This window comes from Paraburkholderia sp. UCT31 (assembly GCF_014397655.1).
Lineage (GTDB): Bacteria > Pseudomonadota > Gammaproteobacteria > Burkholderiales > Burkholderiaceae > Paraburkholderia > Paraburkholderia tuberum.
In genome coordinates this window covers 1-20,181 of the sequence record NZ_VZQP01000068.1, presented here as the reverse complement: position 1 = coordinate 20,181, position 20,181 = coordinate 1, and the positions used below count along the sequence as shown (strand labels likewise).

Below are 20,181 nucleotides of genomic sequence, written 5' to 3'. Positions count from 1 at the left end.
TGTTGTTCTAAACGCGTCCCTTCAAATCAGAGATGTCGAAGTTGGCCTGATGTACCAGGTTCTGGATAACCCGAGACTCCGTGCGCAACAGCGAAAGGATTTCCTGCTGCCGGGAGGCAGGCAAGCTGTCTGCAATTGCCGTGACACTCAGGGCCGCAAGTGGAGCCCCATCGCTGTCTCGAATGACGGTTCCTATGCCACTAAGCCCAGGCAGCAAGGTTCCGTCATGTGTCGCATAACCCAGCTCCTGAGAATGTTTCACGATTTTCAGAAGTCGCGGGACGGACAGGCCACCATAGGTGATAAGGCGCTTTGCGTTGGCGTTACATATGCGCGCTATCTCGTCGTCGGGCAACAGCATCAGCAGTGCGAGACTGCCAGCGCCCACGCCGAGAGGCCGGTGTACGCCAATCTCAATGGCGGCCACATCGATGGGCTCGCCGCCCTCGACACGAGCAACAGAAATTGCATCCGAGCCGCTTCTGATTGTTAAGAATGCAATGTCCGAAGTTGCTTCGGCAATCCGCTTCAACGAGGGTTCGCAAATGGCTTGCATTTTGAACTGTGTGGCAGCCGTTAGCCCTAGCTCATACAAACCATGCCCCAAGAGGTATCGACGCGACTGGGGATGTTGCATAACGAGGCCTTCGCGCACAAGGCAACTCAAAATTCGATGGATGGTCGGTCTTTCGAGTTTGAGTTGCGTGGCCAAATCGGACAGACGGAGTCCGTGCACGCTGAAGGAGGCAATCTCTCGCAGGATTCTCGCAGCTCGCTCGATGCTCTGAGTTCCAGAGCTTTTGCCTTCTGCTGGTTCTTGGGTGGTCGGCATAGTCAGCACCAAAACGTCTAAAGAGACATCGTAATACAGTGAGTCCGTATTGTGGACTCATTTTTGACCTTTGTCTGTTGTGAGCAATTTTTCTCGTGAGTAAAGTCTTAAAGCCGGAATCGCGGGTCTGCGTGCACTTTTCTGGCCTGAACTTGCGGACACGCGGCCAGCGAAGGCACCGAAACGACACGGCGTCGGAAGAAAGTCCGTGATATGGACGTCATCCGGTAGTCGGAAAGTTGAAACAACTCGTCGCCATCAATCTGTTTCATAGGCGATTTCAGTCCCAAATAATTGGTAGGAGATATTTTATGGCACAGCGTCTCGTTGACCTCACACTGACCCTTTCGGACAACATGCCGGCGCACAAGCTCTTCCAGCGCCCAATTATTGCCCCTCATCTGACTCATGAAAAGTCGCTGTCGATGGGCATGGGCGTGCCAGACGACCCGATGACCTTTGCAACCACCTTCATTAGTACGCTCGACCACATCGCCACTCATGTCGACGCTTTCTATCACACGAACCCCGACGGCGCTTCCGTCGACGAAATGCCGCTGGCGATGTTCATGGGCAAAGCTGTATGTCTTGATATGACACACATCCCGGACCTTGGGGACATCGACGTCGGAGACCTCGAAGAAGGCGAAAAAAAGGCTGGTGTTCGCATCGACGGGCACATCGTCTTGTTGAACACAGGTCTGCACAAGCGCCATTACCCCGACCTGAAGGTCGTCTGGAGCAATCCCGGCCTCACTGCAGAAGCCACCCACTGGCTCGCAGACCGGGGGTCGAAGCTCCACGGGGTCGAGGGTCCGTCTACCGATAAGCCTTCACACAATCTGTTCCCCAGCCATCGCGTGTGCCGGGACCGGGGGATTACACATTACGAGTGGCTGGTGAATCTTGAGGAACTGGTGGGTCAAGGGGAGTTCATGTTCTACGGCCCCCCGTTGAAGATTCACCAGGGTAGCGGGTCGCCAGTTCGCGCCTGGGCAGTGCTGGAGCAGTAAGCAATCGACTAATTTATGTGGCGCGCACCTTAACGTCAGCTTGCACTTTAAGGTGCACCCACGAACCAGGAGTTAATCTGGCATGGCGACCACCTCAGGTAACGACCAGCGAATCCCAATTACGCTTCTGACGGGTTTCCTCGGAGCGGGCAAGACAACGCTCGTCAACCGCATTCTCTCCAATCCCACGGGTGACAAGATTGCTGTCATTGTGAATGAGTTTGGAGAAATCGGCATTGATGGTGACCTTATAAGTCGTGCGTCAGACGACATGATGGAACTTTCAAACGGATGCATCTGCTGCTCCAGCAAGGACGATTTGATGGAGGCCTTGTACAAGTTATATATGCGTCGCGCTGGCCTTGCTGCGCCAAAGGTTGAATTCGACCGGGTTCTTATCGAAACGACCGGGCTCGCTAATCCACTGCCTCTGGCGCACGCGTTTTATACGGATATGTCGCTGAGCCTTACGTATCGGCTCGACGCCATCGTGACGCTCGTTGACTTGAAACATGTGTCCTTGCAGCTCCAGGACGCGGCGGAAGCAGAGCGACAAATCGCGCTCGCTGACAAGATTTTCATGACCAAGCGTGACCTCGTCGACGACGTCGAGTACGAAAGGGGGCTCTCCTTAGTCGCCGCGCTTAATCCGTGCGCTTCGCGTCGCCTTCTGAACTTCGGGGAAGCGGGTATCGATGAGATTCTTGACATCGGATTGTTCGACCCGAACACAGGCGAGTCCTCAGTTGAAAAGTGGATTGGCGAGGGCGTCGTTTGCGCGAACCCCGACGTACATGACCATTACGATGGCCACTGCGACACGTGCGCGCAGCATCGCCCTCATACGCATCATCACGTTGGCGTTTCTTCCGTCAGCTTTCGCGAGAAGCGCCCGCTCGAATACGAGAAGTTTCTGTCGTTCCTTTCGCAGCTGACGCGGACATACGACAGCAACCTTTATCGCATCAAGGGACTCGTCAATTTCCACGGCACTGACCGCCCGGTCATTCTGCATGGCGTTCAGTGCGTGTTCAGCCCACTCACGTACGCGGACGGGTGGCCGCAGGAAGTCGCGGAGACGCGCCTAGTGGTCATTGGGAAAGGGCTTGAGCGGGAGCGGATGGCAGAAGCGTTTCGAGCGTGCGTTTCAACGAACGACGACGCTCTCCATAACGGCTTCGTGATGGTCTGACGCACCAATAAAGAGCGAAAACAGCTATGGATTCGTATCAATTCGGCACCGCGCTTGAACTTCGGGACGACATTGCCAAGAAACGTGTTTCGCCGGTCGAGGTCGTAAAACAGACGCTGGAGCGTATCGATGCCGTCGAGCCGCAACTGAACTGCTTTGTGACGTTGACACCGGACATTGCAATGGACAGCGCGCGACGCGCGGAGAAGGCAATCATGCGGGGTGACCCGGTCGGCCCTTTGCATGGGATACCCATCTCGGTGAAGGACCTCATCGCGGTGGGTGGCATACGTCAAACTTTCGGCTCCCGCGCTATGGCCGAGAATATAGCGACAGTAGACGCGCCCTCGGTAAGCCGGGTGATTTCGGCAGGCGCCTGTATTGTCGGAAAGACGACCACAAGCGAGTTCGGCTGCAAGGCGGTCGGTGACTCCCCGCTATCGGGCATTACGCGGAACCCTTGGGATGTCACCAAGACGCCTGGGGGGTCGAGTTGTGGTGCGGCGGCAAGCGTCGCGGCGGGGCTGACTCCATTTGCGTTAGGCACAGACGGAGGCGGCTCGATTCGCGCCCCGGCAGCCTTCACTGGCATCGTTGGCATCAAGCCACAGTTCGCGCGCGTACCCGTCTTCCCGCCATCTGCAACTCCGACGCTCGGACATGTAGGACCGCTTGCCCGTACCGTGCGCGACGCAGCACTGCTTTTGAGCGTCATCGCGGGCGGAGACCCTCGCGACCCATTTTCCGAGCAAGGTCGTGTGCCGGACTTCCTTGGCGCATGCGGGCTGCCCGTGAATAAAATGAGGATTGCGTGGAGCCCCACCCTCGGCTATGGAAAGCCCAATACGGAAGTCGTCCGCATTACGGAGTCTGCCGTAAGGACGTTCGAAGATTTAGGCTGCGAGATAGTCGTTCTCGACGAGGGCATCGGCGCGGACCCTGCGGACATCTGGACGACGGAATTCTATGCGGGGGTGGGAACCCGGCTGAGCAAAATTCTGCAAGAGGCACCTGAGTTACTCGACGACGCGGTAGCGAATACGCTCGCGATGTCGGCGCACCAAACGATGCAGTCCTACTATCGGACGGTGTTTGAACGCTATGATTTTCGGGAGCGAGTTCGAACTCTTTTCGACCGCTTTGATTTGTTGTTCTCGCCCACAGTACCCATTGCAGCATGCGACGTCGGGGTAAACGTTCCGCCGGAGTTTCAGGGAAGGAACCTCTGCACGTGGCAATACTTCACCTACCCTTTCAATCTGACCGGGCAACCTGCGGCGTCCATCCCTGCCGGGTTCACCTCGTCCGGATTACCTGTTGGGCTGCAGATGGTCGCGAAGCTCGGCCGTGAGACGGACATTTTCCGGGCCGCCGCAGCATTCGAAGAGGCGAGGCCTTGGGTTCAAAGAATGCCGCCGGTTAGATAAGCAGCATATCGACATATTTTGTATGCGCTGGGTCTCAATGAATCACTGCGCGATGAGTACCTCGACCAATCACCGTTCATATGTCGGCAATTGTGCGAGGTTTGGGGCCGAAATTATGCGAGGGCCACGCCCAATCATACCAATACGTGGATGCGCGAATTTGTTCTGATTATTTCTTGCGAGTGCGCTTTGTTTCGAGACAAAAGCAGGGACGCAAGTTCCTGCCGCGGTCGCAACTGTCGGGATTGTAAAGTCATTTTGACCTGTCAGGATACCCAAAATGGCATGCCTGTGGGTAGGCGTCAATTGTGCAAGGACCGATACAACGGATGTCCAGCCGCTTGCGGTAAGGACACCCGACCGACGATGGCGCGAATGGGTGTTGGCACGGACGTTGCGGACTTCAGTCAAACTTTCTGGAGTCAATATGCAGACCAAGACCGAAGTACCCTCGTCGACCGACGAGCTCGATACTGTTCCTGACACAATGAGTCCGGCATACGCGGGGCGCCACCCTTTGACTGGACTGTTCGACAAATTCGCCAGCCTCGTCACGCGGTGGGCCGGCTCACCTGCGGCGTTCTGTCTTGCCGTGCTTACCGTCGTTGCATGGGTCGTCACCGGTCCCATTTTTCACTATTCAGATGGGTGGCAACTCGTTATTAACACCGGCACCACTATCGTTACGTTCCTGATGGTTTTTCTCATCCAGCAGAGTCAGAACAAAGATAGCGTCGCTATTCACCTGAAGCTGAATGAACTGCTGTCCTCGCACCGGGCGGCCAGCAACCATCTCATTGGTATCGAAGATGCCTCGGAAGAAGAGCTTCGGCGTCTGGCAGCCGCATACTTGCGTCTATCCACGAATCCCGAGGTCGAGGGTGGAGCGGGCCCGGGCTCTGGCGGGGCAGTGGCGAAATCGACTCCAGAGGTTGCTCATGGCTGAAAGGGTACGCATGCGTGTGAACCGCGCGAGGGATTGCGCCTGTAAGTTGTAGACAGCAGCACTTGACTCGACAGACAGTGTCAGTTCATTTCATCGTTCCCGACTTGAAAGCTGACTTTTTCGGGGCGAGGAAAAGGTCAAGCCCGAAGCCGCGAATCGGTGCGCCACGGGCGCAGGCTTGAGGTTCGACTCGCCACGGAGAACCATTACCTTGGTCGGGAGCGGACGCTATCTCCGTTGACATTGTCTGACCGGTCGAGTACCGGCTAATACCTGTAAGTGACGAGCGCAGGTTGCTGACCTCGGTTGCGCAAGCGGCGGTTCAACCGCCGCGGTCCCATTTTCGGCGCCGGTAGCCAGCTAAGCCATCTGCACGCACAGCGGGTCCCGGCATCCTTCGCTCTGAATGCGGCAATCTACTCCGGCGTGTTCTCATCGGCTTCCTCGCCGTCGTCCGACTCAATCCGGGTGGTTCCTCCAGTGGCCGGTGGATCGCTCGCGGGGAAGGTATCTTCAACAGCCTTGTCTACATCCTCCTCGGACTTATCGTCAGCAGGATTCTGTTCCTTGGGGTTCGTGGCCATGTGCATCTCCAATGGTTGATGGGTAACCGGGTGGCAGCAAGGGCCATTCCGCACCTGGCTTGAACCGCTAATCCACCCGCTGTCTGGACATGAATGCAGAAGTGGCGTCCACATGCGATAGCCGACCAATCCAGTATTCGGGCGCAGATACGCTCGCTACTCGGCGCCTAGCGAGCCGTTAGCGTTCTCACCAGCCGCAGCAGGCATACCCGTTGCGCGTCGGAAGTCTCTACCAAAAAAAAGTTCGGAGGACATATGAACACGATGGAAACGCAAGGCGGCACATCAGGCAGCGGCGCACGGATTATCGGTGGCGGGATTGGCGAAGGTCCGGGTCCTGATGTAATGGCTCCTGCGACCCTCGATGGCACCAAAGTGATGTCGTCGGACGGTGAAGACATCGGCAAGATTTCCGACATCATGCTCGACGTAAGCAACGGCAGAATCGCATACGCCGTGCTTTCCGAAGGCGGTTTCCTGGGGATGGGTACAACGTTGCATGCAATACCGTGGAACGCGCTGACGCTCGACACCGAAGAGAAATGCTTTCACGTCAGCATTGCGGCAGAGCAAATCAAAAATGACCCGGGCTTTGACAAGGACCGCTGGCCGTCGATGGCGGACGGAACTTGGGGAACCACAGTTCATCAGTATTACAACCGGGACCCCTACTGGTCGGCATCGAGGAATGTTGACGACACGCGTCCGACCGATATTTAGCCATAGGCGTTGGTACAGGCACACGTTCGCGCGGTATTCCGAGCGCGGCACCACAATCATTCAGGGAGGCAAACATGAAAGCGACAAAGAAAGCGGCAGTTGGTGCGGCGTTGGTGTTCGCGTTCGCGGGCGCAGCGTTCGGGCAAGGGGCTGGAGGCGGCGGCGGTGGCGGTGGTAACGGCAGTGGCTCCGCGGGCCAGGGCGGCACTGGAATGAGTACGCCTAATGCCGGCGGGACGACAGGCAGCCCATCTACTTCAAAGGGCTCCAGCACGATGAAATCGCCCACTCGCATGCCGCAGAAGGACCCGCACGCCAAGGGTGCATCTGACACGGCCGCGTCAGGCGCTCAGTGACGGCGTCTGGCAGTTATCGCAAAATATGAAACTTCCGGCCGGGACTTAGGGTTTGCACCTAGACGCCGGCCGTTACTTTGTTAGCAGATGTCGCCTGTGCGTGCGTCACCGGTGAGCTTTGGAAGCATTTCGTGGGTCGTTTTACGACGAGCGACTAAACTGAGACTGATGCCGGTTAGCAACAGTTGGTCAACGCCGACGGGTCGCCAGCATTTGGACTTGTCCTGCTCGCGAAGAATCGTGAGGGGTACGGCAATCTGTCCGAACTCGTCACTCACGCCCGAACACGCGCACCGAAGGGTGAATATCGACTCACTCCGCAGGACCTGTCGCGACCAGACAAGGAATATCGTCATCTGCGGGGAGTGCCAGATTTGTGTATGCCAGCAGTTGGCTGAAATGCCATGAGCCTGAGGCGTTCCTCGCAGCGATGCTCAACTCGCAACCGATGGGTTTTTACTCCCCGTCGCAGCTAATTCAAGACGCCGCTCGCCATGGCGTCAAGGTGTTGCCCATTGATGTGACCATCAGTGGCGGGGATGCGGTGCTTGAGCACACCGCCAGCGCGACGCCGCCCGCTATTCGTCTCGGTTTGTCATTAGCACGGGGTATGAAAGATGGTGCGGTCGAACGTATCGAGAACGCGCGTGCGGCGCGGGAGTTCGAAAACGTTAAAGACCTTGCGCGGCGGGCTCGACTCGACCGAAAAGACCTTCATGTTCTTGCTGACGCAAGCGCGCTGGCTTCGCTTGCAGGAAACCGCGGAGAAGCACTTTGGCAATCGGTTGCCGCAGTACCCGACAAGGACATGCTTGCGATTGCGGCCGTTGAGGACGAGACACCCGAGTTGGGCGCGCCTTCGGAGGCGCACGACATTGTCGCGGATTATCGCTCTGTCGGTCTGACGCTGGGGCGGCATCCGCTGGAACTGCTCCGGCCGCAACTGCGCGCAAACCGGCTGATGCCTGCGGCAACCCTGCGCACATACCGCGACGGCCAGCTGGCTGGGGGTGCGGGCTTGTGACCGTACGTCAGCGACCGGGAACAGCCAAAGGCGTGATGGTCGTGACGCTGGAAGACGAAACCGGGAACGTGAATGTCATCGTCTGGCCGAGCCTGCTGGAGAGACAGCGCAAGGAACCCCTCGGGGCATCGCTGCTAGCTGTGTATGGCACCTGGCAATGCCAGGGCGAAGTGCGACATCTCGTTGCGCAGCGACTGGTCGACATGGCTCACCTGCCGGGCGGCCTCATGACCGCGAGCAGGAACTTTTGCTGAACGGATGCAATGCGTATCATGCAAGGACGACACGGAGGCATTCATGTGCTATTCGGCTCAAGTCCTGGCGGACTATCGAAAATTTGTGCGCACCTTTGGCGCCCTCATGGACATCCACGAGTTCGCGCGCTTGTTTTTTGAACGCGCGGAGGGCATCAGCAAAGCGAAAATACCAAAAGCCATGGAAGACGCCTTTGCTGAACCGCAGGATGAAGCAGAGCGCCAAATCAATGCTCTTATCGCCCGGTTCACATCGGCGCAGGCGACGAAGCTCGAGCAGAACCTGTTCAAACAGCGCAAGCGGCTAGCCGATGCCGAACGCACGTTGCAGACAAAAATTACCAAAGCAGCAACGGAAAGTCAGCGAATCGCCACCGATAAGATTGCATGGACCAAGGGAAAACTTGAAGACCTGCAGCGAACCGAACTGCAACCGCGGGACTCGCGCATTTTTCCAGGCAACTACGCGCCTGTGATGGTTATGGAAAATGGGCAACGGGTCGTGAAGCCGATGCGTTACCAATGCCGCATCGCTGGAAAGCCTGCGTCATACGATACCAAATACCCCGGTACTTACAATGCGCGCCGGGATAGTCTTGAAGGTTTCTGGGCACCATGCTTTGGACGCACGCATGCCGTCCTTCTTGTTGAAGTTTTCTACGAAAATGTGAGCAAGGCGAAGTTCGAAGGCACGTTACTGGAGACTCACGAGCGCGATGAAAATGTCGTTCTCGAGTTTCGTCCGAGCAACGGCGAGCTGATGCATGTCGCCTGTCTGTGGTCACCATGGAGCGCGCCGGGGGAGCCAGACCTGCTTTCATTTGCCGCGATTACGGATGAACCTCCTCCAGAAGTAGCCGCAGCAGGACATGACCGGTGCATTGTTCCTATAAAGCCTGAGAACGTAGATACATGGCTCAACCCAGACCCGAAGAACCTGGCGGCGATGTACGGAATTCTTGATGACCGGGACCGGCCATTCTACGAGCACCGACTTGCGGCATAGCAATTGGCTAGGCAGACATTGTACCCCGGCGAACCAAGGCGCCTGCTCTCTCAGGCACTTTGCATTTCAGCGTCAGGTCGCGGCACGCCTCACTTGCGCTAGACTGGCTTGAGCAACCGGAAGGAGATTGGGACGATACGCAAGACGCTCAATGCCTCGCAGCTTCAGCAGGAGGTCAACCGGCGAATCCATCGACTGCAGGAAATCGTCGAGGATGGCGTGAAGATTCGTGTGCCGCGGCCGCAGTTGCAAGAGGCCGACAAGACAGGCTGCAACTGGAACATGACCCACTTCGGCAACGCGGTCGGCTTCGAGCGTGACATCGAGGGCGTGCTCGAGGCCGTGCGTGCGGATTGCCGAACTTCGCGGCGACGTCATGGCCGTATGGCGTAATGCCGTTCAAAAGAACCGGCCGAGCCTTGCGGCTCTGGAACAGGCGGAAGCGCTTCGTGCTGAACGACATGCCGCGCTGTTTGCTTCCGACTGGATGTCTCAGCTATTGAGTCACGCCTCGCAGATACCTCCCGAAGAAGTTATCGCGTCCATGCTGAGCGAGTCACCTGCCGAACTTGAAAAAGCCGTGAGCACCCTTCAGGCGAATCCGCAACTGCACGACACGCTCGCAAACTGCCGGTCGGCTGGCCACAGGCTTGTGGCAGAAGTTCGGGCGTCCGGTCACACCATCGCAGATATCGACGAGAAGCTACGCATCCTGGGTGGCGCGCCCGGGCAGGTGCCAGCCTGAGGTCGCCCAGGCACGAGTCACTGTTTTTCATCCTTGGTTGCGCGAAGGCGTCCTCTGGACGTCTTTTTTGTTCGGAGGTTTCTCGAGGCTGATGTCGCCGATGCCAGCTTGACCCGCATGCCGAAATTCGGATGACTCACCACCTCGTTGGGCCGCGAGTTGCTGCTGCTCGAGTCTTGTTTTAATTGGTAGGTGGGTCAGTTCGATGTCGACATGCAGGGCCAAAATTACGTTGGCGCCGACAGCCATGACAGACGAAGGGTGTCTAGATTGTTAATCGAAGTGCCATGAGGAGCCGGAGACGAGGAGGCCTATGCCATTCTTGAAGGCAGGGTGCTGAGCCTGTACCAGATTTCGCCGGTTCAGCGCTTTCACCCGGAGGGACGATTCGCAGAAGTTGGCACTGAGGGAATTGTCACTGAGAAACGACAGGCTTTGCTGCGACAGGACCCGCGACCTTTCCAATCCATAGAACGAGGGCAAACTAGAATGCTCGAAGCAACGTTGGACAATGTGCGAGCGGCGTTGATGGGCTTTGCAGTCCAGCACGACGCGCTCTTTTCGCTGTTGCTGGTCACTCCTGCGGCCATCGCCTATTTTTCTTCATATTTAATTCGTCCGCTACCGTGTGCGATTCGCCCCTGTCTTCATGCACGGACGCGCGGCTGTGTCGACTGGACTCTTCGCGCTGTTCCTGACGGCAAGTGACCTTTACGCGTTGCCGCGTGTGCTGCACACCCTCTCGTTCGAGACGATGTGCGCGGCCATTCCGTTCATGATGCTCGTGCTCGGCGCGTGCTGGGGTGTATTCGTGGCAAGCGTCATGGCGTGGTGGCATAGACGGCGGGTTGCCTGCTGAATTCGCTTCTAGCAAAGACAAACTGACAACTTAAGCCCGCTCCCTGGAATGCTGGAAAAGGTACTCCGGTCGCCGTCGTTCATGGAGCGTGGGCGGTTGGCGCAGGCCGAACGCTGCCACGCGAAGACGGTGCGGCGCGATGTCGGCAACGAGAGCATCTCTCGGTGCTCTGCGTATGCGTCTTGCAGCGGGACGCAAACAGGCGTCCCAGAGGTTGCGGCCGGGGCTTGAACTCCAGAAGCAGTGTCCGCCGTTCGGCTAAGGTCCAGCTTGCTCCGCGCGCGGTCGCTACGTCGATTATGGTGCACTACTGTGTGAACACGAAGGCCGGTGCGATGACGCGGTTTTCGAGTCTTCGAGGAAGCTTTGTCACATTTCCCTCGAGACGCAGTGTTGCATTTCAACCGGGCTGTTGCGCTCGAATGACTTGGCCGGTTGGATGACGCTGGGCGGAGCTACGAGCGATGTCTTGAGCTCAATCCCTCTTATGCGAACGCGCACCACAACCTCGGCTTGCTCCGGGACAGGTGCCGTCGAGCACGTGCCGGTGTCTGCCGCGTTGCGATTACCACTTCGCGACCTGAATCACCTCGCCCGTGATGTCCTCTACCAGGCTCCGCTTGTACGCCTGAGCCACCGCCGCCGCAGGAACGCCCGCAGACCGGGCCTGCCCCATCGCTGCGAGCGTTTCTGAAACCCAGCCCGGACTGACGACATTGACCCGTGCCTCGCCTTGCAACTCGAGCGCCGCCGACCTGCCGAACGCCTCGACTGCTGCATTCACGATGCTCAGGGCCGCACTCCCGGGAATGGGGTGTTGGGCCAGAATGCCGCTCGTCAGCGTCAGCGACCCGCCGTGTGTGACGTGACCCGCCGAGCATCGCACGAGATTGACTTGCCCCATCAGTTTGTTGGACAGACTGAACGCAAAGTCTTCATCCGTCAGCGATTCGAGCGGTGCGAATTTCGCGGCGCCTGCGGCGCAAATCACGGCATCCACGGTTCCGAGTTGCTGATACATCGAAACGATGGACGCTTTGTCTGACAGGTCCACGGACAAGTCCGAGCCTTTGCGGCTGGAGCCAATGACTTCGTGTTCTGGCGAGAGCAGGCGAACAATCTCCTTGCCGAGCAATCCGGTTGCGCCGACTATCAGCAGACGCATAGGTCCTCCAGATGTCAGGAAAGGTCACGCCGGCGCGCAGCGACGCGACACGCATGGCGCGAGGACGAACGGATATCGTACTACCGCCCGAAGCAAAGCAACACCGGGCCTCTCACAGCGCTGCGCGACTGGCGAGCTAGAATTGTGCTTCGACTCACGTAGAGAGAAATGAGCAGATGAATGATGCATTCGAGCGCCGTGCCTTGTTGCTTCACCTTGGTGACGTACTGGAGGTCGTGCACCTCCTCCTGAAATGTGGTGACGGCCACAAGACCGTACGCGAACTGGCCGCAACGAATGACTCGCTTGCAGAGTTCCCGCTCCTCGGACAGGTATCGCCGCGCATGACAGCAGAACAGTTCGTTCGGCACGTGACCGAGGCCTTCTTTGTGTGGCCACGCGAACTGCTCGAGCCCGAGCTGAATCGCAAGCATCTTGCTTCCACTGTTCGACGGACCTTGTTCGCGGACAACGCAGCGGGATGGAGTGCGTACGTCGCTGCGTTGCGCAGTGAAGTTCGGTGGTTCGGCGTGGGCCTGCCGTCGTTGAAAGCTGGCGAGGGCGTGCGCCCGGATTCGACCGATGGCAACTCCGAGAGCTTGCAGGCAGACGAGGCTCCGAGCGCTGGCGATGTCGAGCGCAACGGCGGACAAACCGAGGAGCACCGGGAGAGCGTTGAAAGCAGTGGGCGAGTCTACCCATCCTGGCCATGGAAGCCAGATGCGTAAGTTGTGAGAGCGGCGTGAAGGTAGATGAGCGCTGACCGCAGTCAGGGCGTTTAAATGTCCTTCTCGTTAACGGAAGCGTTGCAGCTCGGGGTCCGTGACGGCCTGTTCCGGCATGTTCAGGATTTTCGGCAGTTGGCTCAGCGTCGGCATGCCCTGGAGGGCTACATACGCGCCGGACGCGTCCTTGTAGAGAACAGTCGGCGTGCCCGAAAAGCCCATATCGGCCATCAGCTTGCCATTGGCATCAATCTTTGCCTCTGCGGCAACCGACACGGGGATGGGGTCAATACGGATGGATTCCTTCTCTTCCACGTTGGTGCTTTCGCCGTGGCGCAGCATTGCTTGCGGGTCCCTCGATTCGAGCAAAGCGGCCGCCTTGCCCGCGGAACTCGCTTGCTGGAACGCGACCGGCACCCAGCGCACTTGCAGGCCGGCCGCTTCGTAGGGCTGCAGGGCCTTCCACGTCGGGTGGCAGAAAATGCAGTTCGGGTCCATGAAGGCGTAGATGGTCGACTTGACCGCCTTGCGCCCCTGGCACGTTCGACGATGGTCGGGGCGCTCTCGAGCGCGGGTACGAACTTGGACAGGTCGACCTTCGGGCCGTACTGGTCGAGGTACTTCGCGCTCAGGTCCTTGCCGTTGTCGTCGAGCAGCTTGCCAGCCATCTGCACCTGATGGTTTTCCGGCGAGAACACGACCATGTTCTCGCCTGACGCGCTCGAGATGATGTAGCCGGTCAGGCCGCCTGCAGCCGGAAGGTCTTCTCCAACTTCATGCCCGCCCTCAGCGCCTTGACCAGTGCCTTCGGCAGGTTGTCGGTGTTCTGGGTCGACGCGTCGGACGCCTGTGCGAAACTCGTCGAGGCCGAAAGCGCGAGAACTGCCGCAGCCATTGAGAGTGCGAATTTTTTCATTGATTTCATCGTAGCTGATTGCTGACTTCGGCGTCGCCGGAGGCCGGCGCTCTCATAAAGATTGTTGTGCTCAGAGTGGCGACGGCTATGTAGCCCGGAGCCGTCCCTCAAGAAAGGTGCCTGAGTCCGACGCGCCAGCCGTCTCCCTCTCAGGGCTTAAGTCCAGCTTAATTCCGCCGATAATTTATTCACGGAAAACTCTGGCGAAGGCCCGAACACGCGAAAGCTCAACATGAAAACGAAGTTAAAGCAGCAAGCGTCTATCGTAGGCGCGGAGCAGGAATAGCCGACATAGAGTTCCTTACTGAGGGTCCTGGTGCCCTCCAGGTATAGCGAGGGCTGTCTCCGACAGACTCAAAAATGCTCGGCGTTGAGAATCAGTTTTCCGTGGACCCGTCGAGGTTGAAGGGGGCACCACCTGCGTGCTGCTCGAACCAAAGGAGCGCATCTTCCGAGCCGAGAAACCTGACGCGCTCTCGTGCAGCTTTCAGCGTCTTCACTTGGTCCTTGATGTCCGAAGGCGGGTTGCCATAGGCGTTCAGAATTGCCTTGCCCGCAAATAGGCGTTCATAAGGTACACCGTCCCTGGTCAAGGTGACCATGAAAAAGCCACGCGAAAGGGGCTCGTTTGTCAGGCTGTCGTCCGCAGTAATCACTTCGACAGAGGCATCCGGGTCAGTCGCCTCCGACCATAGCGGCGAGCCGCTCGCCGTATCAGTGCCTATCAGTTCAGCGGCTCGCGCGTAGCCATCCGGGACACTTGTCACAGTCTTGCGCAGTGGGTCGATGAGAAAAGATACGTCCATTGGCTCCTCCTGTGCTGACAACCTGCTTCGGCGCAACGTCGGTGTTCACGATAATACACGACGCCCGCTGGCCGGAGGCTAAGCGGCCGAGCGGTGTACTTCGGCAAAACGACGCGGTAACCTCAGGGGGAGGGGACAAGCAGATTTGCTGTCGACGCCAAAATGTTTTTGACCCGCATGCCGACATCGGATTGACCAACCTGCCAATCGAGCCAAGGCTGCAGCATCGACGCCTTGCAGCTCATCGAACTGGTCAGCCGCATTTCGGCATGTGGGCGAAGCTGGCATTGGCGACATCAGGGCACGTTGTCAGGCGGAGAGCTCGCCTTCGCAATTATCAGCAAAGTAGTGTTCAACTATGGCAGGACCCTCGGCTGGGCCGAAATCGAGGAGTTGAGTCGCCTGCTTCGTTGCTAACCGGACTTGCCCAGGGACGTCAAGCGACTTCGCCTTCGACTTGCGAACGTTCCAATTCCGAAGTCCGACACAAGAATTGACCGCCGCGACGCTGTAAAGCGGCGCTAAGCAGCCGCGCGCTCCATTCTGACCCTATGCTCGTCGTAGCAGGCGCGAAGCGTCTCGGGGTCCGGCATCCGCATCGTCAGCAATACGCAATCGGGGTCATCACTGCCGTAACCAGAATCGTCCGTGACAGTCACCACCATATCGCGGAGAGAGTCGTAGCAAATATACGGATACGTGTCCACGACCCACCTGAAGGCATCGACGAAGTCGTCAAACGCTCGAAGTCTGCCGTAGTCGTCGTATACGCCCTCGAATCCATGAATCCCCAGCCCGTTCCACGCGCCTCCCAGGATGCAAATGCTGGTAAGCGTGCTAGATGCATATTCTCCGGCTTTCATCGACATCCCCCAGCTTTGAGAATCACAAGGCGGGCGGCGGTGGCCCATACACAGGCGCGGAAACCCCGATATCTGGTCCGACATCGACGCGGGCCATAGCTGCCCCCGAAAGGGTAAGTGCGAGTGGCGCCAAGCCCTAGTGAAAATGCCAGGTGTTGGAACATCATTTCGTCGCCTCATTACTCGATTTGATGCGCACCCTTGCCGACTCCTCGCATAGCCCACACCGTTCAATCCAATCCAGGGCAACGTACGGTTTAAGTGCGAGGTTGACAATCTGAGCGGGTTTGAGCGGCAAACGCGAGCGCATTGAGGTCGGGTGCGAGGAGGTGAACTTTACGATAACCAGGACGAACTGAAGCAATAACCAGGTATGCGATTGCGGCCGCTGGATTGGCAATGCGGTCGTGCGATTACCGAGCACAGGTTACCCACTCCATTCTCGGAAAAATGGATGCTCTCGGTGCGCTCGACATGGAGCGATGAAAGGCCGTGCCGTGGGCGAGGTTGACTACGAAGGCGGCTAGCAAATACATGGACTGCTCCGAGATAGGGGGGGCGATGTGATAAATGTCGATGAATCAACGTCGATTGCGCGCTAGCGCTGCGGCAATGACTAGCGGACGGACTCTGCGACAGGAAGACAACGCTTACGCATCCCATTGCGGCGCGAACGGCGGAGTGACGAAACGGTGGTTCTTCGGCAACACCGCAATAGTTTGCCGGTCATCATCGTCGAGTCTCACCGTCAGCGCGTCGAGATTGGATTTCTGACTTTCGAGGCGTTGAGCCTTAGCAGGCTGTTGAAAAACGTTTCGGGAGGGTTTCGCCGAAATTTTCCGACCTCTTAAAACGCCCTGCACGCCGCTCGCGCGACCAGGGTAAGGGGCAGAGCACCCCTGAATACGGGTTGTAGACACCCCTCAAACCAGTTTTTCAACAGCCTGTTAGGAATAACGGCCACCCCGTCCTGTTCCAGAAGCCACGCGAGTGCAACCTGGGCAGCGGTCACGCCATGAATCCGACGCGTGGAAGTTCAATTCCCTGTGTCTTCAAAACTTCCATTGATGCTCCCCCAAGCTGATTTAAGTCCAGCATCTGCGCTGCCTTAGTCATGCTTGCTGTGAGCCGGTTCGGCTGGCGGAATGGAAAGCGCCATAACGGCGGGTTGCAATCGCCTCAGCGTCGGACTGTGAATCGGCCTGTACGAAGGCAACCGACCAGCGGCCGCAGACATCGCGATAACGTATCGAATAGATGAACATGGCAATCTCCTGTCACCCCGCGTGCCGGTACATAGTCGAATTGAACATGTCGTTCTCCTGCGACTGAGCAGATGCGCTAACCCTGCGTCGCGAGCGCGCAGCGGGAACGCGTCTGACATGAAATAATGGTACGCGCGGCGGTTGGAAAATCAATTCTTCCAACGTATCGTGCTGATAGTGCATTGGCATTGAGAACTTATACCAGCGTATGTCTCGTGAAATCGCCGGTAGGATACGGTTCGCCTAGTAACGATTCGTGTCTTGTCGCCTATTTCCACAACGAAGAACGCCAGCACCGTGGTCCCAAAGACGCCAATTGGATGCGTCGTGGGGACCGTATCAGCGTCGTCGAGCTTGTTCGTGATGTGAATCCATACGGCCGTCACCACGAATGACGCGACCCCGCCCAATTTATGATGTTTGGCCTATTCTCGCTTGCGAGCCATGCACCGAGCAGACCTGAACAAGCATGCATCCGCCTGGCCGATGGCGAGCGGTCCCTGCAAAGCAGACCGCCTGTGTTCTGGGGATGCTTTAGCTGAGCGAGTCCGAGTCCAACATACATTAACTCCAGCGCGTGTCAGGCGCCTGTGCGGGCTTTGACCAGCTCGCTGGCGAGAATCATTGCGTCTCTGTTCAGTGGTATGACTCGTCCGCGGACTCGGGGACGGTAGACCGAGTCGCCCAGATTGATATGCTTGCCGGATAGGGCGCAACACCCTGACGCGCGAGCGAGACACGCCGCCCAGACCTGCTCTTCGTAGTTGCAAACGGTCGCGTCATGCCAGCGCAGCACGAAGGGATAATTGGACAGTTCCTCAACGACGGTCACAGTGAAGGGTCGCACGTCGCCGCAGCCCGTCTGCCGCGGACGGAACGGCTCGCCCGTCGAGCGGCGGCGGCCGGACAGGTCCGGAGCAGTTCGCATCGGGTTTGGCGGGGAAGAAAATCGATGGATGGCTGCGAGCGTCGATGCCCAGGGGTCCATGCCATTCGGCGACGAAGTGCCGCAAGCGGACTTTGACTGGGCGAGCCGGCCCGGCCGGTGCGGCGACGGATAGTGGGCTGAAGGCAGCGCGGGGACAATAGACGTACGATTGGAGCCACTCTCTGACATGATGTTGGAGCCCGTATTCGGTTCAGCGTTCAACATCGTGTTCCTCCCTTTAGCACTGTTTCCAGCGGCTGCGCTTTCTTCGAAAATGCGGTACTCCTCGATGGAGGCAGGAATGGCTTTCCATTGGCGGCATATCGAAGTGACCAGTCAAGGCGATTGGGCCTTACTGTGACTGTGCAGTCGAAGCAGTTCGAGCAGGCGCGGGGCCGCGACTGGCTTTCTGAGAAACGCCGACACCTGCAGGTGGGCCGGTGGTGTCGCCACCGCTGAGTTTAGAAGGACAGGAATAGTTGCGAAGTCCGGCTCGGCCGCGAGCGCACCTATGAGGGTGGGTCCGTCCATGACCGGCATCATGAAAAACGAAACCACGATGTCAGGGCGCCTTCGGCGTGCTGCCTGCAGTGCCTCATCCCCGTTCAACGCAGTCATTACCTCGTAACCTTCTCCACAAATCAACGTTTCAAGCGCCTGAAGCAGACTCATGTCGTCATCGACCAGCAACACCATCACCATGACCCGCTTCCGAAGCGGTGGTCTTTCACTTCGTCTGTTTGCCGGCAACAGCTATTCCGCTGCTCGCACGCGTTGAAAGCAGTCCGTTGGACGGGAGCGTTCTCGCGGCAGCTGACGCCGCCGACAGCACAGTCTGTACTTCCGTCTTCATCAGGTACGCATGCTTGCCCGGTGGGTGCAGCCTCACTCGCGCGCATTACCGCGACAAGCGATGGCCGACATTCCGACGCTGACTTTCCGCCTGCGAGCATTTTCTGTTCAAGCGCCCCTAGCAGAAACTCTGGGACCGCGTCGCTTAGCGCCTGCGACAGACGGTCGAGCGTCTGTTTTCTTCCGTCGTCGAGAACGGCGGCCAACAGCGCCGCGAGTTCTTCCGTCAGTGCGGTGGCAATGGGCGCGAGCTGTGTTTTGAGGTTTTTGCGTCGAGTCAGAATTCCCGATGGGGTGACGCTCCTCAAAGCAGACTTGCGCTTTGCGGCCATTGGTGGCTCCCCAAGGTCTTTCGGTAGCGTGCCTCCGCGCGGTGCGTCAGTGTCGGGAGCCGTTGAAATGTCAACAACCTGCACAATAGAGCTTCACAGTACGTGGCTAGAGGTCGAATAATCCCTGACTTGTGGCTACTGGATGCATATTGCGGAGAGGTCGACGGTACGGCGATAGATGTTCCTGTCAAGCCACGGCACGAACGTGTACTCCGCATACGCGTTACTGCCGATATATATCCAGTTATGCAAAACAGCTGACACGATGAATCCTTGAAGACGTTAAAAAAGCGAACGGGTCGGGCCACCCCAAAAGGCGATGTTGCGGTCGGGCCGAACCGCGAGTTTGCACTGTCATAACGGCAACGCTGTCTCGATGAGAGAAGAGTAGGTTTTGCCGAACGGCAAATCTACTATGCGGTCGGATATGTCGATACCGCGTTGGCGTTACCTCGTTACACGGGCGTATAACTTCGCTCAGGAGATTTAACGAGCGGTGCCGAACCGTGCATAGTCCAGTCCCGCCTTGACCCTGAAGGCGATGTTGTCGCCGCGGTTAAGGACTCGGGGTCCGGTATTCGCGAGGAAAAGCTTCCGCGACCTTCGAACCGTTCTTCACGACTTGCATTTCCGGCAGGGTGATGGGTCTGCGATTTCCAGTTCTATTCATGCAGCCCATGGTGGGCAAATCTGGGCCCCCAGTTGTTCTTAAGGCGGCGCAACATTCTCATTCAGCCTCTCGCCCGCCCTGACACAGGAGGTAGATGCGAAGGCGGCATGTAAGCGCTCCGCGCGGGTTGCGTCTACAAGGATGCGAAGAGCAGCGTCCGCGTAGCTCTCGCGACCGTTCGTGTCAAGCTGAATCTTGCACTCGCGAATAGGCTCCTGCTTGCTCGCCTACGCTGAGGAACCCTAATAATTGAAGACGCGCCGCATGTTGCGTCGCATCAGACCCCGGAGCTGGTCATGAAATCGCTGGCTGCGACGTCGCGCGGGGGCGGCGTCATTGCGGTGGTGGTCCTGTCCGCAGCTTTGTCCGGTTGCTACTACTACGTGCCCTTCGGCTACGTTCCGTACGGCGAAGTGCCGGCGGCAGCGCCGCAGCAGCAATATCCTTTCTCGATGACCGACGCAGCCGCGACCGGTGCGGCCGCGTCAGATGTAACTGCATCGACGAACACCTATATCGCACCAGCCGCGCCCGTCTTCGTCGTGCCCGCGTATTACCCCGTCGCGTATCCGTACTACGGCTGGCCCGCGTGGTGGGGACCATCGGTGTCACTGAGCTTCGGCTATTGGGGCGGATGCTGTTATGGCGGGGGCCGGCACGGCTACTGGGGCCACCACGGCTATTGGGGCCATGGATATGGG

The 20,181-nt window shown here is 58.2% G+C and carries 23 protein-coding genes and 1 pseudogene; 13 read left to right on the top strand and 11 right to left on the bottom strand.

Annotation, left to right across the window (positions count from 1 at the left end):
* Positions 1 to 7: 7 nt before the first annotated feature.
* Positions 8 to 832 carry an IclR family transcriptional regulator gene (locus tag F6X40_RS36085; RefSeq protein WP_187631170.1) on the bottom strand — a complete coding sequence of 275 codons (825 nt, stop codon included), beginning with the start codon at positions 830 to 832 and terminating at the stop codon, positions 8 to 10.
* 311 nt (positions 833 to 1,143) lie between these two features.
* Here F6X40_RS36085 and F6X40_RS36080 point away from each other — a divergent pair, with 311 nt between their 5' ends.
* The 4 genes from F6X40_RS36080 (at position 1,144) to F6X40_RS36065 (ending at position 5,410) form a co-directional block, all read left to right on the top strand.
* Entirely contained in the window at positions 1,144 to 1,845 is a 702-nt protein-coding gene (locus F6X40_RS36080; protein WP_187631169.1) for a cyclase family protein, read from the top strand.
* Positions 1,846 to 1,927: 82 nt separating this feature from the next.
* Positions 1,928 to 3,037 (top strand): CobW family GTP-binding protein, encoded by a 1,110-nt coding sequence (locus F6X40_RS36075; protein WP_187631168.1) that lies wholly within the window; start codon positions 1,928 to 1,930, stop codon positions 3,035 to 3,037.
* A gap of 26 nt (positions 3,038 to 3,063) precedes the next feature.
* Positions 3,064 to 4,464: an amidase gene (locus F6X40_RS36070; RefSeq protein WP_187631167.1), complete on the top strand. Its 1,401-nt coding sequence runs from the start codon at positions 3,064 to 3,066 to the stop codon at positions 4,462 to 4,464.
* Positions 4,465 to 4,891: 427 nt separating this feature from the next.
* On the top strand, positions 4,892 to 5,410 hold the full coding sequence (locus F6X40_RS36065) for a low affinity iron permease family protein (RefSeq protein ID WP_187631166.1): 519 nt from the start codon (positions 4,892 to 4,894) through the stop codon (positions 5,408 to 5,410).
* Between the two features lie 416 nt (positions 5,411 to 5,826).
* Here the strand turns inward: F6X40_RS36065 and F6X40_RS36060 are convergent, their stop codons facing one another.
* Entirely contained in the window at positions 5,827 to 5,994 is a 168-nt protein-coding gene (locus F6X40_RS36060; protein ID WP_187631165.1) for a hypothetical protein, read from the bottom strand.
* Positions 5,995 to 6,249: 255 nt separating this feature from the next.
* On the opposite strand from F6X40_RS36060, the gene F6X40_RS36055 reads away from it, so the two are divergent.
* The 7 genes and pseudogenes from F6X40_RS36055 (at position 6,250) to F6X40_RS43690 (ending at position 11,558) form a co-directional block, all read left to right on the top strand.
* Positions 6,250 to 6,714, top strand: coding sequence for a PRC-barrel domain-containing protein (locus F6X40_RS36055; RefSeq protein WP_187631164.1), 465 nt, complete (start codon positions 6,250 to 6,252; stop codon positions 6,712 to 6,714).
* 723 nt (positions 6,715 to 7,437) lie between these two features.
* Positions 7,438 to 8,348: pseudogene (locus F6X40_RS36050) on the top strand (OB-fold nucleic acid binding domain-containing protein); the annotation flags it as partial.
* Positions 8,349 to 8,391: 43 nt separating this feature from the next.
* Positions 8,392 to 9,354: an SOS response-associated peptidase family protein gene (locus F6X40_RS36045; protein WP_187631163.1), complete on the top strand. Its 963-nt coding sequence runs from the start codon at positions 8,392 to 8,394 to the stop codon at positions 9,352 to 9,354.
* 108 nt (positions 9,355 to 9,462) lie between these two features.
* Positions 9,463 to 9,747, top strand: a complete 285-nt coding sequence (locus F6X40_RS36040) for a hypothetical protein (RefSeq protein ID WP_222946263.1) — start codon at positions 9,463 to 9,465, stop codon at positions 9,745 to 9,747.
* Positions 9,731 to 10,099: a hypothetical protein gene (locus F6X40_RS36035; protein WP_222946262.1), complete on the top strand. Its 369-nt coding sequence runs from the start codon at positions 9,731 to 9,733 to the stop codon at positions 10,097 to 10,099. Before F6X40_RS36040 ends, F6X40_RS36035 begins: the two co-directional genes overlap by 17 nt.
* Positions 10,100 to 10,766: 667 nt before the next feature.
* On the top strand, positions 10,767 to 10,958 hold the full coding sequence (locus tag F6X40_RS36030) for a hypothetical protein (protein WP_187631161.1): 192 nt from the start codon (positions 10,767 to 10,769) through the stop codon (positions 10,956 to 10,958).
* A gap of 435 nt (positions 10,959 to 11,393) precedes the next feature.
* Positions 11,394 to 11,558 (top strand): tetratricopeptide repeat protein, encoded by a 165-nt coding sequence (locus tag F6X40_RS43690; RefSeq protein WP_262421675.1) that lies wholly within the window; start codon positions 11,394 to 11,396, stop codon positions 11,556 to 11,558.
* Here the strand turns inward: F6X40_RS43690 and F6X40_RS36020 are convergent.
* Positions 11,524 to 12,123 (bottom strand): short chain dehydrogenase, encoded by a 600-nt coding sequence (locus tag F6X40_RS36020; RefSeq protein ID WP_187631160.1) that lies wholly within the window; start codon positions 12,121 to 12,123, stop codon positions 11,524 to 11,526. The genes F6X40_RS43690 and F6X40_RS36020 overlap by 35 nt on opposite strands.
* Before the next feature lie 176 nt (positions 12,124 to 12,299).
* On the opposite strand from F6X40_RS36020, the gene F6X40_RS36015 reads away from it, so the two are divergent.
* Positions 12,300 to 12,851: a hypothetical protein gene (locus tag F6X40_RS36015; RefSeq protein WP_187631159.1), complete on the top strand. Its 552-nt coding sequence runs from the start codon at positions 12,300 to 12,302 to the stop codon at positions 12,849 to 12,851.
* Between the two features lie 66 nt (positions 12,852 to 12,917).
* Here F6X40_RS36015 and F6X40_RS36010 read toward each other — a convergent pair whose 3' ends face one another.
* The 8 genes from F6X40_RS36010 to F6X40_RS35975 all read right to left on the bottom strand — a co-directional run bounded on the left by F6X40_RS36010 (position 12,918) and on the right by F6X40_RS35975 (position 18,810).
* A complete protein-coding gene (locus tag F6X40_RS36010; protein WP_316251877.1) occupies positions 12,918 to 13,358 on the bottom strand; it encodes a thioredoxin fold domain-containing protein in 441 nt (146 codons plus the stop codon).
* A 229-nt stretch (positions 13,359 to 13,587) separates the two neighbouring features.
* Positions 13,588 to 13,764: a hypothetical protein gene (locus F6X40_RS36005; protein ID WP_187631157.1), complete on the bottom strand. Its 177-nt coding sequence runs from the start codon at positions 13,762 to 13,764 to the stop codon at positions 13,588 to 13,590.
* 377 nt (positions 13,765 to 14,141) lie between these two features.
* Positions 14,142 to 14,570: a hypothetical protein gene (locus F6X40_RS36000; RefSeq protein WP_187631156.1), complete on the bottom strand. Its 429-nt coding sequence runs from the start codon at positions 14,568 to 14,570 to the stop codon at positions 14,142 to 14,144.
* A gap of 521 nt (positions 14,571 to 15,091) precedes the next feature.
* The gene (locus F6X40_RS35995) at positions 15,092 to 15,433 is read right to left on the bottom strand and encodes a hypothetical protein (protein ID WP_187631155.1); all 342 of its coding nucleotides are present in this window, start codon (positions 15,431 to 15,433) and stop codon (positions 15,092 to 15,094) included.
* Between the two features lie 1,112 nt (positions 15,434 to 16,545).
* Positions 16,546 to 16,698, bottom strand: coding sequence for a hypothetical protein (locus F6X40_RS35990; protein ID WP_187631154.1), 153 nt, complete (start codon positions 16,696 to 16,698; stop codon positions 16,546 to 16,548).
* 580 nt (positions 16,699 to 17,278) lie between these two features.
* Positions 17,279 to 17,851 carry a DUF3331 domain-containing protein gene (locus tag F6X40_RS42870; protein WP_262421674.1) on the bottom strand — a complete coding sequence of 191 codons (573 nt, stop codon included), beginning with the start codon at positions 17,849 to 17,851 and terminating at the stop codon, positions 17,279 to 17,281.
* A 111-nt stretch (positions 17,852 to 17,962) separates the two neighbouring features.
* Positions 17,963 to 18,328 (bottom strand): response regulator, encoded by a 366-nt coding sequence (locus F6X40_RS35980; protein WP_187631153.1) that lies wholly within the window; start codon positions 18,326 to 18,328, stop codon positions 17,963 to 17,965.
* On the bottom strand, positions 18,322 to 18,810 hold the full coding sequence (locus F6X40_RS35975; protein ID WP_187631152.1) for a hypothetical protein: 489 nt from the start codon (positions 18,808 to 18,810) through the stop codon (positions 18,322 to 18,324). Before F6X40_RS35975 ends, F6X40_RS35980 begins: the two co-directional genes overlap by 7 nt.
* A gap of 966 nt (positions 18,811 to 19,776) precedes the next feature.
* Between F6X40_RS35975 and F6X40_RS35970 the strand changes: the two genes are divergently transcribed.
* A partial coding sequence (locus F6X40_RS35970) for a hypothetical protein (RefSeq protein ID WP_187631151.1) occupies positions 19,777 to 20,181 on the top strand: 405 nt, incomplete at its 3' end.

Excerpts from the sequence above, each read along its gene's own strand:
- F6X40_RS36005 (WP_187631157.1), bottom strand. The coding sequence starts at position 13,764 with ATGAAAAAATTCGCACTCTCAATGGCTGCGGCAGTTCTCGCGCTTTCG.
- F6X40_RS36085 (WP_187631170.1), bottom strand. The coding sequence starts at position 832 with ATGCCGACCACCCAAGAACCAGCAGAAGGCAAAAGCTCTGGAACTCAG.
- F6X40_RS36020 (WP_187631160.1), bottom strand. The coding sequence starts at position 12,123 with ATGCGTCTGCTGATAGTCGGCGCAACCGGATTGCTCGGCAAGGAGATT.
- F6X40_RS35995 (WP_187631155.1), bottom strand. The coding sequence starts at position 15,433 with ATGAAAGCCGGAGAATATGCATCTAGCACGCTTACCAGCATTTGCATC.
- F6X40_RS36075 (WP_187631168.1), top strand. The coding sequence starts at position 1,928 with ATGGCGACCACCTCAGGTAACGACCAGCGAATCCCAATTACGCTTCTG.
- F6X40_RS35980 (WP_187631153.1), bottom strand. The coding sequence starts at position 18,328 with ATGGTGATGGTGTTGCTGGTCGATGACGACATGAGTCTGCTTCAGGCG.
- F6X40_RS42870 (WP_262421674.1), bottom strand. The coding sequence starts at position 17,851 with ATGTTGAACGCTGAACCGAATACGGGCTCCAACATCATGTCAGAGAGT.
- F6X40_RS36065 (WP_187631166.1), top strand. The coding sequence starts at position 4,892 with ATGCAGACCAAGACCGAAGTACCCTCGTCGACCGACGAGCTCGATACT.
- F6X40_RS36080 (WP_187631169.1), top strand. The coding sequence starts at position 1,144 with ATGGCACAGCGTCTCGTTGACCTCACACTGACCCTTTCGGACAACATG.
- F6X40_RS36035 (WP_222946262.1), top strand. The coding sequence starts at position 9,731 with ATGGCCGTATGGCGTAATGCCGTTCAAAAGAACCGGCCGAGCCTTGCG.
- F6X40_RS35990 (WP_187631154.1), bottom strand. The coding sequence starts at position 16,698 with ATGTTCATCTATTCGATACGTTATCGCGATGTCTGCGGCCGCTGGTCG.
- F6X40_RS36070 (WP_187631167.1), top strand. The coding sequence starts at position 3,064 with ATGGATTCGTATCAATTCGGCACCGCGCTTGAACTTCGGGACGACATT.
- F6X40_RS36015 (WP_187631159.1), top strand. The coding sequence starts at position 12,300 with ATGAATGATGCATTCGAGCGCCGTGCCTTGTTGCTTCACCTTGGTGAC.
- F6X40_RS36055 (WP_187631164.1), top strand. The coding sequence starts at position 6,250 with ATGAACACGATGGAAACGCAAGGCGGCACATCAGGCAGCGGCGCACGG.
- F6X40_RS36000 (WP_187631156.1), bottom strand. The coding sequence starts at position 14,570 with ATGGACGTATCTTTTCTCATCGACCCACTGCGCAAGACTGTGACAAGT.
- F6X40_RS35975 (WP_187631152.1), bottom strand. The coding sequence starts at position 18,810 with ATGGCCGCAAAGCGCAAGTCTGCTTTGAGGAGCGTCACCCCATCGGGA.
- F6X40_RS36060 (WP_187631165.1), bottom strand. The coding sequence starts at position 5,994 with ATGGCCACGAACCCCAAGGAACAGAATCCTGCTGACGATAAGTCCGAG.
- F6X40_RS36045 (WP_187631163.1), top strand. The coding sequence starts at position 8,392 with ATGTGCTATTCGGCTCAAGTCCTGGCGGACTATCGAAAATTTGTGCGC.